This window comes from Caballeronia temeraria, assembly GCF_001544795.2.
Lineage (GTDB): Bacteria > Pseudomonadota > Gammaproteobacteria > Burkholderiales > Burkholderiaceae > Caballeronia > Caballeronia temeraria.
Genome location: NZ_FCOI02000014.1, coordinates 50,947 through 65,276, shown reverse-complemented (window position 1 = coordinate 65,276; position 14,330 = coordinate 50,947). Strand labels below are relative to the sequence as shown.

General features: G+C 64.3%; 14 protein-coding genes. 10 read left to right on the top strand and 4 right to left on the bottom strand.

Annotation, left to right across the window (positions count from 1 at the left end):
- Positions 1–17 precede the first annotated feature (17 nt).
- The 10 genes from AWB76_RS20595 (at position 18) to nagZ (ending at position 10,084) form a co-directional block, all read left to right on the top strand.
- Entirely contained in the window at positions 18–1,556 is a 1,539-nt protein-coding gene (locus AWB76_RS20595; protein ID WP_061161999.1) for a DegQ family serine endoprotease, read from the top strand.
- A 4-nt stretch (positions 1,557–1,560) separates the two neighbouring features.
- Positions 1,561–1,821, top strand: coding sequence for a glutaredoxin family protein (locus tag AWB76_RS20590; RefSeq protein ID WP_061161998.1), 261 nt, complete (start codon positions 1,561–1,563; stop codon positions 1,819–1,821).
- Between the two features lie 135 nt (positions 1,822–1,956).
- Positions 1,957–3,747, top strand: coding sequence for a translation elongation factor 4 (lepA, locus tag AWB76_RS20585; protein WP_061161997.1), 1,791 nt, complete (start codon positions 1,957–1,959; stop codon positions 3,745–3,747).
- A 45-nt stretch (positions 3,748–3,792) separates the two neighbouring features.
- Positions 3,793–4,686, top strand: coding sequence for a signal peptidase I (gene lepB / locus AWB76_RS20580; RefSeq protein WP_061161996.1), 894 nt, complete (start codon positions 3,793–3,795; stop codon positions 4,684–4,686).
- A 163-nt stretch (positions 4,687–4,849) separates the two neighbouring features.
- Positions 4,850–5,977, top strand: coding sequence for a ribonuclease III (rnc, locus tag AWB76_RS20575; RefSeq protein WP_061161995.1), 1,128 nt, complete (start codon positions 4,850–4,852; stop codon positions 5,975–5,977).
- Between the two features lie 58 nt (positions 5,978–6,035).
- Positions 6,036–6,935 (top strand): GTPase Era, encoded by a 900-nt coding sequence (gene era / locus AWB76_RS20570; RefSeq protein ID WP_061162099.1) that lies wholly within the window; start codon positions 6,036–6,038, stop codon positions 6,933–6,935.
- Positions 6,936–6,938: 3 nt separating this feature from the next.
- Positions 6,939–7,820: a DNA repair protein RecO gene (gene recO, locus AWB76_RS20565; protein WP_074171378.1), complete on the top strand. Its 882-nt coding sequence runs from the start codon at positions 6,939–6,941 to the stop codon at positions 7,818–7,820.
- Positions 7,817–8,590: a pyridoxine 5'-phosphate synthase gene (gene pdxJ, locus AWB76_RS20560; RefSeq protein ID WP_061161994.1), complete on the top strand. Its 774-nt coding sequence runs from the start codon at positions 7,817–7,819 to the stop codon at positions 8,588–8,590. Before recO ends, pdxJ begins: the two co-directional genes overlap by 4 nt.
- Positions 8,591–8,601: 11 nt before the next feature.
- On the top strand, positions 8,602–9,018 hold the full coding sequence (gene acpS, locus AWB76_RS20555) for a holo-ACP synthase (protein WP_061161993.1): 417 nt from the start codon (positions 8,602–8,604) through the stop codon (positions 9,016–9,018).
- A 37-nt stretch (positions 9,019–9,055) separates the two neighbouring features.
- Positions 9,056–10,084 carry a beta-N-acetylhexosaminidase gene (gene nagZ / locus AWB76_RS20550; protein ID WP_061161992.1) on the top strand — a complete coding sequence of 343 codons (1,029 nt, stop codon included), beginning with the start codon at positions 9,056–9,058 and terminating at the stop codon, positions 10,082–10,084.
- Positions 10,085–10,133: 49 nt separating this feature from the next.
- Here the strand turns inward: nagZ and AWB76_RS20545 are convergent, their stop codons facing one another.
- From AWB76_RS20545 to earP, 4 genes are all read right to left on the bottom strand, one after another.
- Complete coding sequence (locus tag AWB76_RS20545; protein ID WP_061161991.1) at positions 10,134–11,531, bottom strand: sigma-54-dependent transcriptional regulator; 1,398 nt, start codon at positions 11,529–11,531, stop codon at positions 10,134–10,136.
- Positions 11,532–11,689: 158 nt separating this feature from the next.
- The gene (locus AWB76_RS20540; protein WP_061161990.1) at positions 11,690–12,046 is read right to left on the bottom strand and encodes a BON domain-containing protein; all 357 of its coding nucleotides are present in this window, start codon (positions 12,044–12,046) and stop codon (positions 11,690–11,692) included.
- A 265-nt stretch (positions 12,047–12,311) separates the two neighbouring features.
- Positions 12,312–12,869 carry an elongation factor P gene (gene efp / locus AWB76_RS20535; RefSeq protein ID WP_008342076.1) on the bottom strand — a complete coding sequence of 186 codons (558 nt, stop codon included), beginning with the start codon at positions 12,867–12,869 and terminating at the stop codon, positions 12,312–12,314.
- 258 nt (positions 12,870–13,127) lie between these two features.
- The gene (gene earP, locus AWB76_RS20530; RefSeq protein ID WP_061161989.1) at positions 13,128–14,285 is read right to left on the bottom strand and encodes an elongation factor P maturation arginine rhamnosyltransferase EarP; all 1,158 of its coding nucleotides are present in this window, start codon (positions 14,283–14,285) and stop codon (positions 13,128–13,130) included.
- Positions 14,286–14,330 lie beyond the last annotated feature (45 nt).

Genomic DNA, 14,330 nt, shown 5'->3' with positions numbered 1-14,330 from the left:
ATCCCGGCCTCCAACCTATGAGCAACTTCTCGCTGCGCAAGTTCATCGCGGCCGCGGCGCTCGCCGTGTGCCTGCCGTTCGTATCGCAATCTGCGTCAGCGGCGCCCACGGTGAACCTGCCGGACTTCACGACGCTCGTCGACAAGGTGGGGCCGTCGGTCGTGAACATTCGCACGACGTCGCGCGTCGGCTCGGGCAGCGATCTGCGCGGCCTGCCGCCGGGCCTCGATGAAGGCGACATGTCGGAATTCTTCCGCCGTTTCTTCGGCATTCCGATGCCGGGTCAGCCGCCGCGCGGCGGTGGCGGCGGTGGTGGCAATAACGGCGGCGGAAGTCAGGGCGATCAGGGCAAGGGCGGCAGCCGCAATGCGCCCGACGACAACCAGGACAACTCGGAGCAGAGCAGCGGCGTCGGCTCGGGCTTCATTCTGTCGACCGACGGTTACGTGATGACCAACGCGCACGTCGTCGACGACGCGGACACCATCTATGTCACGCTCACCGACAAGCGCGAATTCAAGGCGCGTCTCGTCGGTGTCGACGAGCGCACGGACGTCGCCGTGGTGAAGATCAGCGCATCGAACTTGCCGGCGATCACCATCGGCGATTCGAACAAGGTGCGCGTCGGCGAATGGGTGCTCGCGATCGGTTCGCCGTTCGGCCTCGACAACACCGTGACCGCGGGTATCGTCAGCGCGAAGGGGCGCGATACCGGCGACTATCTGCCGTTCATCCAGACCGATGTCGCCGTGAATCCGGGCAATTCGGGCGGCCCGCTCATCAACATGGCGGGCGAAGTGATCGGTATCAACTCGCAGATTTACAGCCGCACGGGCGGCTTCATGGGCATTTCGTTCGCGATTCCGATCGACGAAGCCATGCGCGTGGCCGATCAGCTCAAGGCGTCGGGCAAGGTGGTGCGCGGGCGTATCGCGGTCGCGATCGGCGAAGTGACGAAGGACGTCGCCGATTCGCTGGGCCTGCCGAAGGCGCAGGGCGCGCTGGTGTCGAGCGTCGAATCGGGCGGTCCGGCCGACAAGGCGGGCGTCCAGCCAGGCGACATCATCCTGAAGTTCAACGGCCAGAACGTCGAAACCGCAACCGATTTGCCGCGCATGGTCGGCGACACGAAGCCGGGCACGAAGACCACGCTCACGATCTGGCGCAAGGGCCAGACGCGCGATCTGTCGGTTACCGTCGCCGAAATGCAGCCGGACAAGGTCGCGAAGACCGAGCAGAAGAAGTCGCCGCAACCGAAGGAGCGCGCGAGCAATGCGCTCGGCATGGCGGTGAGCGACATTCCGGCGGATCAGAAGAAGGCGCTCAAGCTGACGAGCGGCGTCCAGATCGACGCCGTCGAAGGGCCGGCGGCGCGTGCGGGCTTCCAGAAGGGCGACATCATCATGCGTATCGGCGACACGGATATCACGAGCGCGAAGCAGTTCCAGGAAGTCGCGCAGGGTCTCGACGCCAGCAAGATGGTCGCGATCCTCGTGCGTCGCGGCGACAATACGCAGTTCGTGCCGCTGCGCCCGCGCGTGCCGGCGCAGAAATAAGCGCATGGCAACGGCCTCGGGCGCGCCTTTTGTCCTGTACGGGCGCGCCTGGTGTCATCTGTGTGAGGACATGCGCGCCGAACTGGAGCCGGTCGCCGCGCAACACGGCTTGGACGTCGAATGGGTCGACATCGACGAAGACCCGCTCCTTGAAGCTCGCTACGACGAGCTCGTGCCGGTGCTGACGCTGGACGGCGTCGAGTTGTGCCGCTACCGGTTCGACGCCTGCGCGGTTCAAGCGGCGCTGCTGGCGCGCCAGTCCTGAAGGCGGCGCAGGCGAAATCCGCCGGGGCACCCCCGTTTTCGGCTAAAATGCCTGAGTTTTCCCCAAATTTTCAAGGCGTGCTCCGCGTTGGTGAGGGCGCGCCTTTTTCGCTTTTTTTGGCTCGATCGGCACTGAATGGATCATATTCGTAACTTCTCGATCATCGCGCACATCGACCACGGCAAGTCGACGCTCGCCGACCGCATCATCCAGTTGTGCGGCGGCCTGTCCGACCGTGAGATGGAAGCGCAGGTGCTCGATTCGATGGACCTCGAGCGCGAGCGCGGCATCACGATCAAGGCGCAAACCGCGGCGCTGACCTACAAGGCGCGCGACGGCAAGGTCTACAACCTGAACCTGATCGATACCCCCGGACACGTCGACTTCTCCTACGAAGTCAGCCGTTCGCTGTCGGCGTGCGAAGGCGCGCTGCTCGTCGTCGATGCCTCGCAGGGCGTCGAGGCGCAGACGGTGGCGAACTGCTACACGGCCATCGAACTCGGCGTCGAAGTCGTGCCGGTGCTCAACAAGATCGACCTGCCCGCCGCGAATCCCGAAAACGCGATCGCGGAAATCGAGGACGTGATCGGCATCGACGCGACCGACGCGACGCATTGCAGCGCGAAGACCGGCCTCGGCGTCGAGGACGTGCTCGAATCGCTGATCGCGAAAGTGCCGCCGCCGAAGGGCGATCCGGACGCGCCGCTGCAGGCGCTCATCATCGACTCGTGGTTCGACAACTACGTCGGCGTCGTGATGCTGGTGCGCATCGTCAACGGCACGCTGAAGCCGAAAGACAAGATCAAGATGATGGCGACCGACGCGCAGTATCCGGTCGAGCACGTGGGCGTGTTCGCGCCGAAGTCGACCAATCTCGCGCAGTTGTCGGCGGGGCAGGTGGGCTTCGTGATCGCGGGCATCAAGGAGCTGACGGCCGCGAAAGTGGGCGACACCGTCACCCTGTCGAATCGTGCCGCCGTATCGCCGCTGCCTGGTTTCAAGGAAGTGAAGCCGCAGGTGTTCGCGGGTCTCTATCCGGTCGAGGCGAATCAGTACGACGCGCTGCGCGAATCGCTCGAAAAGCTGAGGCTCAACGACGCCTCGCTGCAATACGAGCCGGAAGTATCGCAGGCGCTCGGCTTCGGTTTCCGTTGCGGCTTCCTCGGCCTCTTGCACATGGAAATCGTGCAGGAACGGCTCGAGCGCGAGTTCGACATGGACCTCATCACGACCGCGCCGACCGTGATCTACGAAGTCGTCCAGCGCGACGGCACCACGATCATGGTCGAGAACCCGGCGAAGATGCCGGAGCCGCCGAAGATCGAGGAAGTGCGCGAGCCGATCGTCACCGTGAACCTGTACATGCCGCAGGAATATGTCGGCTCGGTCATCACGCTGTGCACGAACAAGCGCGGCAGCCAGATCAACATGCAGTATCACGGCCGCCAAGTGCAGCTCACGTACGAAATCCCGATGGCGGAAATCGTGCTCGACTTCTTCGACCGCCTGAAGTCGACGTCGCGCGGCTATGCGTCGATGGACTACGAGTTCAAGGAATATCGCGCGGCGGATGTCGTCAAGGTCGACATGCTCATCAACGGCGACAAGGTCGATGCGCTCTCGGTCATCGTGCACCGTTCGCAGAGCCAGCATCGCGGGCGCGAAGTGGCGGCGAAGATGCGCGAGCTGATCCCGCGTCAGATGTACGACGTGGCGATTCAGGCGACCATCGGCTCGAACATCATCGCGCGCGAAAACATCAAGGCGCTGCGCAAGAACGTGCTGGCGAAGTGCTACGGCGGCGACATCTCGCGTAAGAAGAAGCTGCTCGAGAAGCAGAAAGCCGGCAAGAAGCGCATGAAGCAGGTCGGCTCGGTCGAAATCCCGCAAGAGGCTTTCCTGGCGATTCTGCGCGTCGACGAATGACGCGGGCGCCACGAGGCAAACAACGATAACAACCGGAAGCGATTGATGAATTTCGCATTGATTCTTTTGATTCTCGTCGTCCTGACGGGTATTGCATGGGTGCTCGACAAACTGGTGTTCCTGCCGCAGCGGCGCCGCGCCGCCGAAGCCGCGGTGGCAGAGTTCGACCGCCAGCAGGAACGCGTCGGCGAGCGTTTCGCCGATGAAAACGCGCCGCAGACGCGTGCCCGCCTGCGCGACGACAAGCTGCGCCAGCCGTGGTGGCTCGAGTACACGGCGAGCTTTTTCCCCGTGATTCTCGCGGTGTTCGTGGTGCGCTCGTTCATCATCGAGCCGTTCAAGATTCCGTCTGGGTCGATGGTGCCGACGCTGCTCGTCGGCGACTTCATCCTCGTGAACAAGTACGAGTACGGCCTGCGCATGCCGATCACGAACACGAAGATGACCAACGGCAGCCCGCTCAAGCGCGGCGATGTCGTCGTGTTCCGCTATCCGAAGGACGAGTCGGTCGACTACATCAAGCGCGTGATCGGCTTGCCGGGCGACACGGTCGCGTACGAAGACAAGAAGCTCACGATCAACGGCAAGCCCGTGCCCGAAACGCCGCTGCCCGACTATTTCGACGACGAGCGCATCGGTTATGCGAAGCAGTTCGAGGAAGATCTCGACGGCCGCAAGAACGCGATCCTGAACAACCCGCAAGTGCCGCCGTTCGTGGTCGGCGCGGACGATTTCCCGTTCCGCGACAACTGCAACTACAACGCGCAAGGCGTCACGTGCAAGGTGCCGCCGGGCAATTACTTCATGATGGGCGACAACCGCGACAACAGCGCGGACAGCCGCTACTGGGGTTTCGTGCCGGACAAGAACATCGTCGGGCGCGCGTTCTTCATCTGGATGAACTTCAGCAGTCTGAAGCGCATCGGTTCGTTCCAGTGACAAACACGACGCCGGCTCGTCTCCATGAGACAGCCGGCGTTTCTCATCATTAAAACAAGCTTCGAAACGGCGTGAAGAAGCGCGGCTAACACCGTCTCGCCACGCGTTTTCCGGCGCCGGCCGGCGGAATCGTCCGCTCGCGCGCCCGCGTTATACTCTCTCCATGCCATCTTCTCCGTTGGAAAGCCGGCTGCGGTACGAATTTCGCAATGCGGAATTGCTGCGCCAGGCGATGACCCACCGCAGTCACAGCGCCACGCACAATGAACGGCTCGAATTTCTCGGCGATTCCGTTCTAAATTGCGTGGTGGCGGCGCTTTTGTTCCAACGATTCGGCAAACTCGACGAAGGCGACCTGTCGCGCGTGCGCGCGAATCTGGTCAAACAGCAGTCGTTGTACGAAATCGCGCAGGCGCTGAACGTGTCCGAAGGCTTGCGGCTCGGCGAAGGCGAATTGCGCAGCGGCGGCTTTCGCCGTCCGTCGATTCTCGCCGACACGCTCGAAGCCATCTTCGGCGCCATCTTCCTCGACGGCGGTTTCGACGCCGCGTTCACCGTCATCAAACGGCTTTATACGCCGGTGCTCGATCACATCGATCCGCGCACCATCGGCAAGGACGCGAAAACGCTGCTGCAGGAATATCTTCAGGGTCACAAGATCGCGCTGCCGACCTATACGGTCATCGCCACGCACGGCGCTGCGCACAATCAGCAGTTCGAAGTCGAATGTGCGGTGCCCAAGCTCGACGTGAAAGTGACGGGTTCGGGCGCGAGCCGCCGCGCGGCGGAACAGGCCGCCGCGAAGAAGGCACTCGACGAAGTGATTGCCGCCGCGCCGACGCTCGGCATGAAGCCGAAGCGCAAGGGCGCACGCGCGGCGAAGCAGGTCGAGCCGGAAGTGGTGCCGGGCGTGACCGGCATTCAGGCGGCGCTCGATCTGCGTTCGCCCGACCGGCGCGAGCGTCATCATGGACCGCTCGGGACGCAAGGCGCGCAACCAGCAGGCACCACACAGGAACGCCCGGCCACCGCGCCGCTCGCGGTGATTCGGGCGACGCACGTCGAGCCGTCGGCAGGCGCGTATGCCGCGGCCGACAAGCCCGAACGCGCCGTGATCCACAAGCCGGAGAAAGCGGTAAAGAGCGATTCGACGCAGACGTCCGAGCGCGGCGCGAACGCGGACAAGCCCGCATCGTCCGATGAACGCGCCGACGACGCCGACACGCGCAACGGCGCCGCCCCCGATGCGCCCGCGGGCCGCGTCGCGCGCGCCGCCGACGCCGGCCACTGACGCGCTGCACGCGCACATCGCGCACACGCGCCCCAACGATTTCTTGCCGCACACATCTATGAACGCTCCTACTTCTTCCGGTTTCCGCTGCGGCATGGTCGCGATCGTCGGCCGTCCCAACGTCGGCAAGTCGACGCTGATGAACGCGCTCGTCGGTCAGAAGGTGAGCATCACCTCGCGCAAGGCGCAGACGACGCGCCACCGCATCACCGGTATCAACACGTTCGACGACGCACAGTACATTTTCGTCGATACGCCCGGTTTCCAGACGCGCCACAGCGGCGCGCTCAACCGCTCGCTGAACCGCGCGGTGACGTCGACGCTCACGTCCGTCGATGCGATCCTCTTCGTGATCGAAGCGGGCCGCTTCGGTCCCGACGACCAGAAAGTGCTCGATCTGATCCCGGCCGGCACGCCCACGCTCCTGATCGCCAACAAGCTCGATCGCGTCGGCGACAAGGGTTCGCTCTTTCCGTTCATGCAGCAGATGGCGGGCTTGCGCGACTTCCGCGAGATCGTGCCGCTGTCGGCGAAGAACGTCGACGACATCAAGCGGCTCATGTCCGTCGTAAAGCCGTATCTGCCGGAAGGCGAGCCGATCTACGGCGAAGACGACCTGACCGATCGCAGCGAGCGTTTCCTCGCCGCCGAAATCCTGCGCGAAAAAGTCTTTCGCTGGACCGGCGACGAACTGCCGTACACGAGCACGGTGCTCATCGACAAATTCGAGACCGAAGGGCGTCTGCGCCGCGTGTTCGCGACGATTCTCGTCGATCGCGACATGCACAAGGCGATGATCATCGGCCAGAAAGGCGCGAAGCTGAAGCAGATCAGCACCGAAGCGCGCCTCGACATGGAGAAGCTCTTCGACGGCCCCGTGTATCTCGAAACCTTCGTCAAGGTGAAGAGCGGCTGGGCGGACAACGAAGCGGGCCTGCGCGCATACGGCTACGAGTGATGCATGGACGACGGCCCGAACGACGCCCGGATGATTGCGCCCGCCGATGATCGTCCCGACGACGACTTCGACGCAGACGAGCGCCCGGCTGCGCGCGCCGTGCCGAAGCGCCGCCGTGCGGCATCGGCGCCGGCGTCCGTCGCGCAGGACGCGCCGAGAAAGCCGCGTTCCGACTTTCGTGTCGCCGAGCAGCCGGGGTTCGTGCTGCACAGTTATCCGTATCGCGAGACGAGTCTCATCATCGACGTGTTCTCGCGCGATCATGGCCGCGTCGCGCTCGTCGCAAAGGGCGCGAAGCGTCCGCACTCCGCGCTGCGCGGCGTGCTGCAGACGTTTCAACCGCTGGGACTGTCGTGGACCGGCAAGGGCGAAGTCCGCACGCTGACGACCGCCGAATGGGTCGGCGGCATGCTGCCTCTGGCCGGCGACGCCTTGCTCTGCGGCTTCTACGTCAACGAACTGCTCGTGAAATTCTGCGCGCGCGAGGACGCGCATCCGGCGCTCTTCAATCACTACGTGCTGACCCTTTCGCGCCTCGCGCACGACGAGCCTGCCGCGCAAGTGCTGCGTTCCTTCGAATGCGTGCTGCTGCGCGAAACCGGCTACGCGATGAACCTCCTGCGCACGGTCACCCGTCAGCCGGTCGTGGCCGATGCCCGCTATGTCTTCGATCCCGATCGCGGCGTGCGCGAAGCATCGGACGATCTCCCCGCGCAGTGGCCGGTGATTTCGGGGCAGACGCTCATCGACATGGAGCGCGACGACTACACGAATCCGCAGACCGCCGCGCAGAGCAAGACGCTGATGCGCTTTCTGCTGAATCATTACCTGGGCGGCACGCCGCTCGCCACCCGTCAGATACTGATCGACCTGCAAAAACTATGAGCTTCTTTCTCTCGTCGCCTGCGAACGTGATCGATCTGGGCGTGAACATCGATCACGTCGCCACGTTGCGCAATGCGCGCGGCACATCCTATCCCGATCCGATCCGCGCGGCGCTCGCCGCCGAGGAAGCGGGCGCCGACGTCATCACGCTGCATCTGCGCGAGGATCGCCGTCATATCGTCGATGCCGACGTGCGCACGCTGCGCCCGCTCCTCAGGACGCGCATGAATCTCGAATGCGCGGTGACGCGCGAGATGCTCGACATCGCATGCGAGATCAAGCCGCACGATGTCTGCCTCGTGCCGGAAAAGCGCCAGGAAGTGACGACCGAAGGCGGGCTCGATGTCGCGGGCCGGTTCGAGGAGGTCAAGGCCGCGTGCAAGCAGCTCGCGGACGTGGGCGTGCGCGTGTCGCTTTTCATCGATCCGGACGAGACGCAGATCCGCGCCGCGCAAGAGACGGGCGCGCCGGTCATCGAACTGCACACCGGCCGTTATGCCGAAGCGCACGTAGAAGCCGAGCAGCAGCGCGAATTCGAGCGCGTCGCGGCGAGCGTCGATTTCGGCAATTCGCTCGGGCTCAAGGTGAACGCGGGCCACGGCTTGCACTACACGAACGTGCAGGCGATCGCCGCGCTGCCGGGCATCGTCGAGCTGAATATCGGGCATGCGATCGTCGCGCATTCGATCTTCGCCGGCTGGGACAACGCCGTGCGCGAGATGAAGGCGATCATGGTCGCATCGCGCCTCGCCGCGGCCAACGCGCGCTGAGCGGGCACGTCATGGCAATCTATGGAATCGGCACGGACGTCGTGCAGGTGAGCCGCGTCGCGGCGGTCATGAGACGCACCAAAGGCCGCTTCGCCGAGAAGGTGCTCGGCCCCGACGAACTGCGCATCTATCACGCGCGCAACGCGCGTTCCGAAGTGCGCGGCCTCGCGTTTCTGTCGACGCGCTTTTCGGCCAAGGAAGCGTTCTCGAAGGCGATCGGCCTCGGCATGCGCTGGCCGATGACCTGGCGCGCGCTGCAAACGCTCAACGAGCCGAGCGGAAAGCCGATGATCGCGGCATCCGGCGAACTCGCGCAATGGCTCGACGAGCGCGGCATCACCGCGAAGGTCACGGTCACCGACGAGCGTGATTACGCGGTGTCGTTCGTGATCGCGGAAGTGCCGGACCACGCGCCGGACCGCACCTGAATTCAATCCAACCAACACTACAAGCCAATTGAATCCGATGAAACGCACTCCAGGCCCCGTCATGTTCGACGTCGCCGGCACGACACTCTCCGACGCGGATATCGCGCGCCTCACGCATCCGATGACCGGCGGCATCATTCTCTTCGCACGGCATTTCCAGGACCGCGCGCAGCTCGTCGCGCTGACCGACGCGATCCGCGCGGTACGCGATGACATCCTGATCGCCGTCGATCACGAAGGCGGACGCGTGCAGCGCTTTCGCACCGATGGTTTCACCGCGCTGCCCGCGCCCGGTAAGCTCGGCGAGCTCTGGGACAAGGACGTGCTCGCCGCGACGAAGGCGGCGACCGCGTTCGGCTACGTGCTTGCGTCAGAGTTGCGCGCGTGCGGCATCGACATGAGCTTCACGCCGGTGCTCGATCTCAACTACGGGCTGTCGAAGGTGGTCCGCGATCGCGCGCTGCATGCCGATCCGCGCGTCGTGACGATGCTCGCGAAGAGCCTGATGCACGGTCTCGCGCTCGCGGGCATGGCGAACTGCGGCAAGCATTTTCCGGGTCACGGTTTCGCCGAAGCCGATTCGCACGTCGCGTTGCCGACCGACGACCGCACGCTCGACGACATCCTCGCCGCCGATGTGCGTCCGTACGACTGGCTCGGCATGTCGCTGGCGTCGGTGATTCCGGCGCATGTGATCTACACGAAGGTCGACGACAAACCCGCCGGCTTCTCGCGCATCTGGCTGCAGGACATCCTGCGCGGCAAGCTCGGCTTCAACGGCGCGATCTTCAGCGACGATCTGTCGATGGAAGCCGCGCGTGCGGGCGGCACGCTCACCGAAGCCGCGACGGCTGCGCTCACGGCCGGCTGCGACATGGTGCTGATCTGCAATCAGCCGGAAGAGGCGGGCAAGGTGCTGGAGCAGTTGCGCTATACGCCGCCGAAGGCGTCGGAGCAGCGCCTGAAGCAGATGCGTCCGCGCGGCAAGGCGTTGCGCTGGAGCAAGCTGCAGGCGCAGGCCGAGTATCAGGCGGCGCGTGCGCTCGTCAAAGAGATGCTTGGGTAAACGAAAAACGCCACGGATTCCGTGGCGCTTTTCCTTGAGGCCGCTGGAATCACGACGATTCCAGTTTCATGCGCTGCAGCTTGTTGTAGAGCGTCTTCGGGCTGATGCCGAGCAGCGTCGCCGCACGATGACGCGTGCCGCCGACCGCTTCGAGCGTCGCGCGAATCAGCATGTCCTCCACATCCGCGAGCGCGGTGCCGACCGTCACCTGAACGCTGCTGCCGTTGAGGCCGCGTCCGCCGAGTCCGCCCGGTTCATCGACGCGCAAGGTCTCGATCGTCTCGCCTGACGCGTGATACGCGCGCCGCACGCGCTCGCGCATTTCGCGCACATTGCCCGGCCATTCGCTCGCGATGCACTCGCGGATGAACGCGGGACTGATGCGCTTCGGCGAGCCGCTCGTGATCCCGGCGATGTGATTCTCGCGATTCAGTTCATCGACGAGCGTTTCCGCGATCAGCGCGATGTCGTCGTCGCGATCGGCGAGCGGCGGCAGCATGATCGACGACGCCGACAGCCGCTGGAACAGATCCTCGCGCATCGCGCCGCTCGCGACGGCTTCACGCATCGGCGTGCGGGAGGCGGCGATCAGGCGGAAGTCGGTCATGATGCGGTTGCTGCCGCCCACGCGCATGAAGGTCTGCGAATCGAGCGCGCGCAACAGCGCTTCCTGCTGCGCAAGGGGAAGCGAATCGATCTGATCGAGGAACAGCGTGCCGCCGCCCGCCTGTTCGAGCAGACCCGGCTCGCGATTCTCCGCGCCCGCGAACGCGTTGCGCTCATGGCCGAAGAGAATGCTTTCCATCGAACGTTGCGTGCCGTCGGGCGCGTTGCGGCTCGCGGCACAATCGAACGTGACGAACGGGCCTTTGCGGCGGCGGCTCAATTGATGAATCGTGCGCGCCGCGATCTTCTTGCCCGTGCCCGGATCGCCGCAGATCAGCACGGCGGCTTCGGTCGGCGCGGTGTGCTCGATCAGGTCGTAGACGTGCTGCATCGCGGCGCTGCGCCCGATCATGTCGCCGAAGTGGCCGAGGTCGCGCAGCGTCGAACGCAGGGACTGGACTTCCTCGGTCAGCTCGTACGGCCGCGGAATGCGCGCGAGCAGGCTGCGCAGACGCGGAATGTTCACCGGCTTCAGCAGATAGTCCCAGATGCCGTGTCGCAAGCCTTCGATCGCACTCTCGACTGTCGCATTGCCGGTCATCACGATGACGGGCAATGCGCCATCGGGCGGCTGCGACGGCAGGCTCGGCAGCAGGTCGAGACCGCTGCCGTCCGGCAGATTCAAGTCGATCAGCACGACATCCGGAATGAAGCGGGTCAGGGCGGAGCGCGCTTCGGCGAGCGTCGTCGCGGTATCGACTGAAAAGCCGTCTGCCGTGAGGATCGCGGAGAGGCCGGAGAGGCTATTGGGATCGTCTTCGACAATCAGTGCGTGTGGCATGGCGGACCAACGTATCAAAGTGGACTGTAATGCGCCGTCTCCGCGTGGGACCCGGCGTGTCGTGGGCGAAATACCGCGCCGCTTTCCGGCGTTCGGCGCGTACCCCGCTGCGGTTTTTGTCCTGCGTTACTCGTTCGTCATCGGGTGCTGCAAGCGCGTCATTGCGATCTGAGGTGCAGCTCGTTGCTGATGGACTGCACGCCCGGCACGCCGCGCGCCACGGCGAGCGCTTTTTGAATCTGCATCTCCGAATCCACATAGCCCGACAACTGCACGACGCCGCGATAGGTCGCGACGCTCACCGGCAACGGCTTGAGTCCCGGATCGGCGGCGAGCGCAGCTTTCACGCGGGCGGCGAGCGCGGCGTCGTCGGTGGCGACTTCGCCGGCCGCATTCGCGTTCGTATTCGCCGATGACGCCGGGCTGGTTTTGCATCCGGCGATGAAAGCGAAGGTGGAGAACGCGAGCGCCGCGACGATCAGAAACCGCTTCTGGATGAAAGTCGTGCGTTGCATGTCGGCTCTGAATTCGTGATCTGGTGGACCGAGCAGATATCGTGCCAAGCAGTTAATTTTTCCGATAAAACCGTTTTGCGCCGGCCAAGCGCGGATTACCAGGTCGATCGGGCTCAGGACTATTCGGGGCGCGACCGGTAAAGTTTGCCTGAATTTGTCAAAAAATTCATGCAAAAGAAAAAGCGCCCGCGATGGGCGCTTTTTTTGAATCGAACGGGCGGCGCGTTGCACTCGCCGTCTGGCTGACTCCGCAGGGGCGTAAGGCTTACGCGCGGCTGCGATATTCGTTCGTGCGGGTGTCGATTTCGATCTTGTCGCCGATATTGCAGAAGAGCGGCACTTGCAGTTCGAAGCCCGTGTTCAGCTTGGCGGTCTTGAGCACCTTGCCCGACGACGTGTCGCCCTTGACGGCCGGTTCCGTGTAGACGATCTCGCGAACCAGCGTGGTCGGCAGTTCGACCGAGATGGCCTTCTCGTTGTAGAACACGACTTCGCACGCCATGCCGTCTTCGAGGTAGTTGAGCGCGTCGCCCATCATTTCGGCTTCGACTTCGAACTGGTTGTAGTCGGCGTCCATGAAGACGTACATCGGGTCCGCGAAGTACGAGTACGTCACTTCCTTGCGGTCGAGCACGACGACGTCGAACTTGTCGTCCGCCTTGTAGACGGTTTCCATGCCGGCTGCGGTCAGCAGGTTCTTGAACTTCATCTTCACGACAGCGGCGTTACGGCCCGACTTGTTGTACTCGGCGCGCTGCACGACCATGGCATCGTTGCCGATCATGACGACGTTGCCGACGCGGAGTTCTTGTGCGGTCTTCATAAAACTGGGTCCTGTACGAATGGATTTGGCTTGAATGCCTGGAATGAATCGATCGGACGGCGGCGCCCTCGGTCTTTGGTACGCCACCGTGCGAGAGTTCGGGCTAACGAGGGATCTGTCTTGTCTGACTCGAGCGACTGACCTGCGCGGCGCAAATTTGAAATTGCGGCCTGCTTCCTCGGATAACCGCTTATTTTAACTGAGTTTTTGCTTATTTGGCCAGTCGATTGGCGCGCGCGAAACGTGGCGGTGCATCATTCATCTGACCATCCGTGAAGCGACGTGCGCGACGAGATTGCCGGCCAGATCACCGATGCCCGCCAGTTCCTTCGCCCACTTCACCGCGCGGCGCTCCAGTTCCAGCCGATGCGACTGCAGCGCCGCCCAGTCCGGCTCGCCCGCGCCGTTCCACGCATGCCAGAAGCGCGCGACGGCCTCGCGCGCGGACGGACCGAGCGTGCGCGTGTAATGCGCGAGCGCGGCGTCGAGCTTGGGCAGATGGGCGTCGTCGGCTTGCGGGTAGATGTGCCAGACGAAGGGTTTCATCGCCCATTGCGCGCGCACGAAGGAATCCTCGCCGCGCACGAAGTTGATGTCGGCGGCCCAGAGCAGCTCGTCGAAGCGCGGCTGTTCGACGAAGCCGAGCGCGTGCGCCCGCAGCGCGCCCGCGTGCGCCGACATGCCGGCCGCGAACTTCGACACGCCGAAGAAACGGGCGAGCGCGCCCGAGATGCGGCCCTCGGGCACGAGCAGGACCACGGGCGCGTCGCCGTCGCGCCATTGCGCGAGCAGCGCGTCGACGGCCGGATTCTCGTAGGCGAAGAGCGAGACGACCGTGCTCTCGGCGCCCGGCCGCTCGATGCCCACGCGCTCGCGCCACCACGCGTTTGCATCGAAGCGTTCGCGGCGCGCATCGAGATCGCGCTCCTTCAGCACGCCGCCCGTGCCCTTGCCGAGTCCGGGAAAGAAGAAGCTCTTGTCGAGCGGATAACGCGGGTGCGGCGACGGCCGCATGTGGAAATCCGCGACCCAGTCTTCGCCGCTCAGATATTCGAGATTGATCCAGACGGGTTTCGGCTCGCGGCGCGCCATCGCTGCGATGTACGCGTGCGGCAGCTCGCACGCGAACGCTTCGATCACGACATCGGCGATCGCGAGCGTGTCGCCCGCGTGCGCAGGCTCGTGCCAGTGTTCGATCGTGATGCCCATCGCGTCCTGACGCGGCAGCGTGGCGTCGACTTCGGGGCAGAGCGCGTGGAAGACTTTCAGATCGTCGACGAAAAGGCGCACGCGCCAGCCGTGCTCCGTGTGCAACTGCCGCGCGAGCCGCCAGCACACGCCGATGTCGCCGAAATTGTCGACCACCGCGCAGAAGATGTCGCAGGCGAGTTCCGGATCGGCGGAAAGCGTAGTCATGGGGACGAAGGCGCGCGGCGTAATGTTCTAAACTGGCGATTCTAA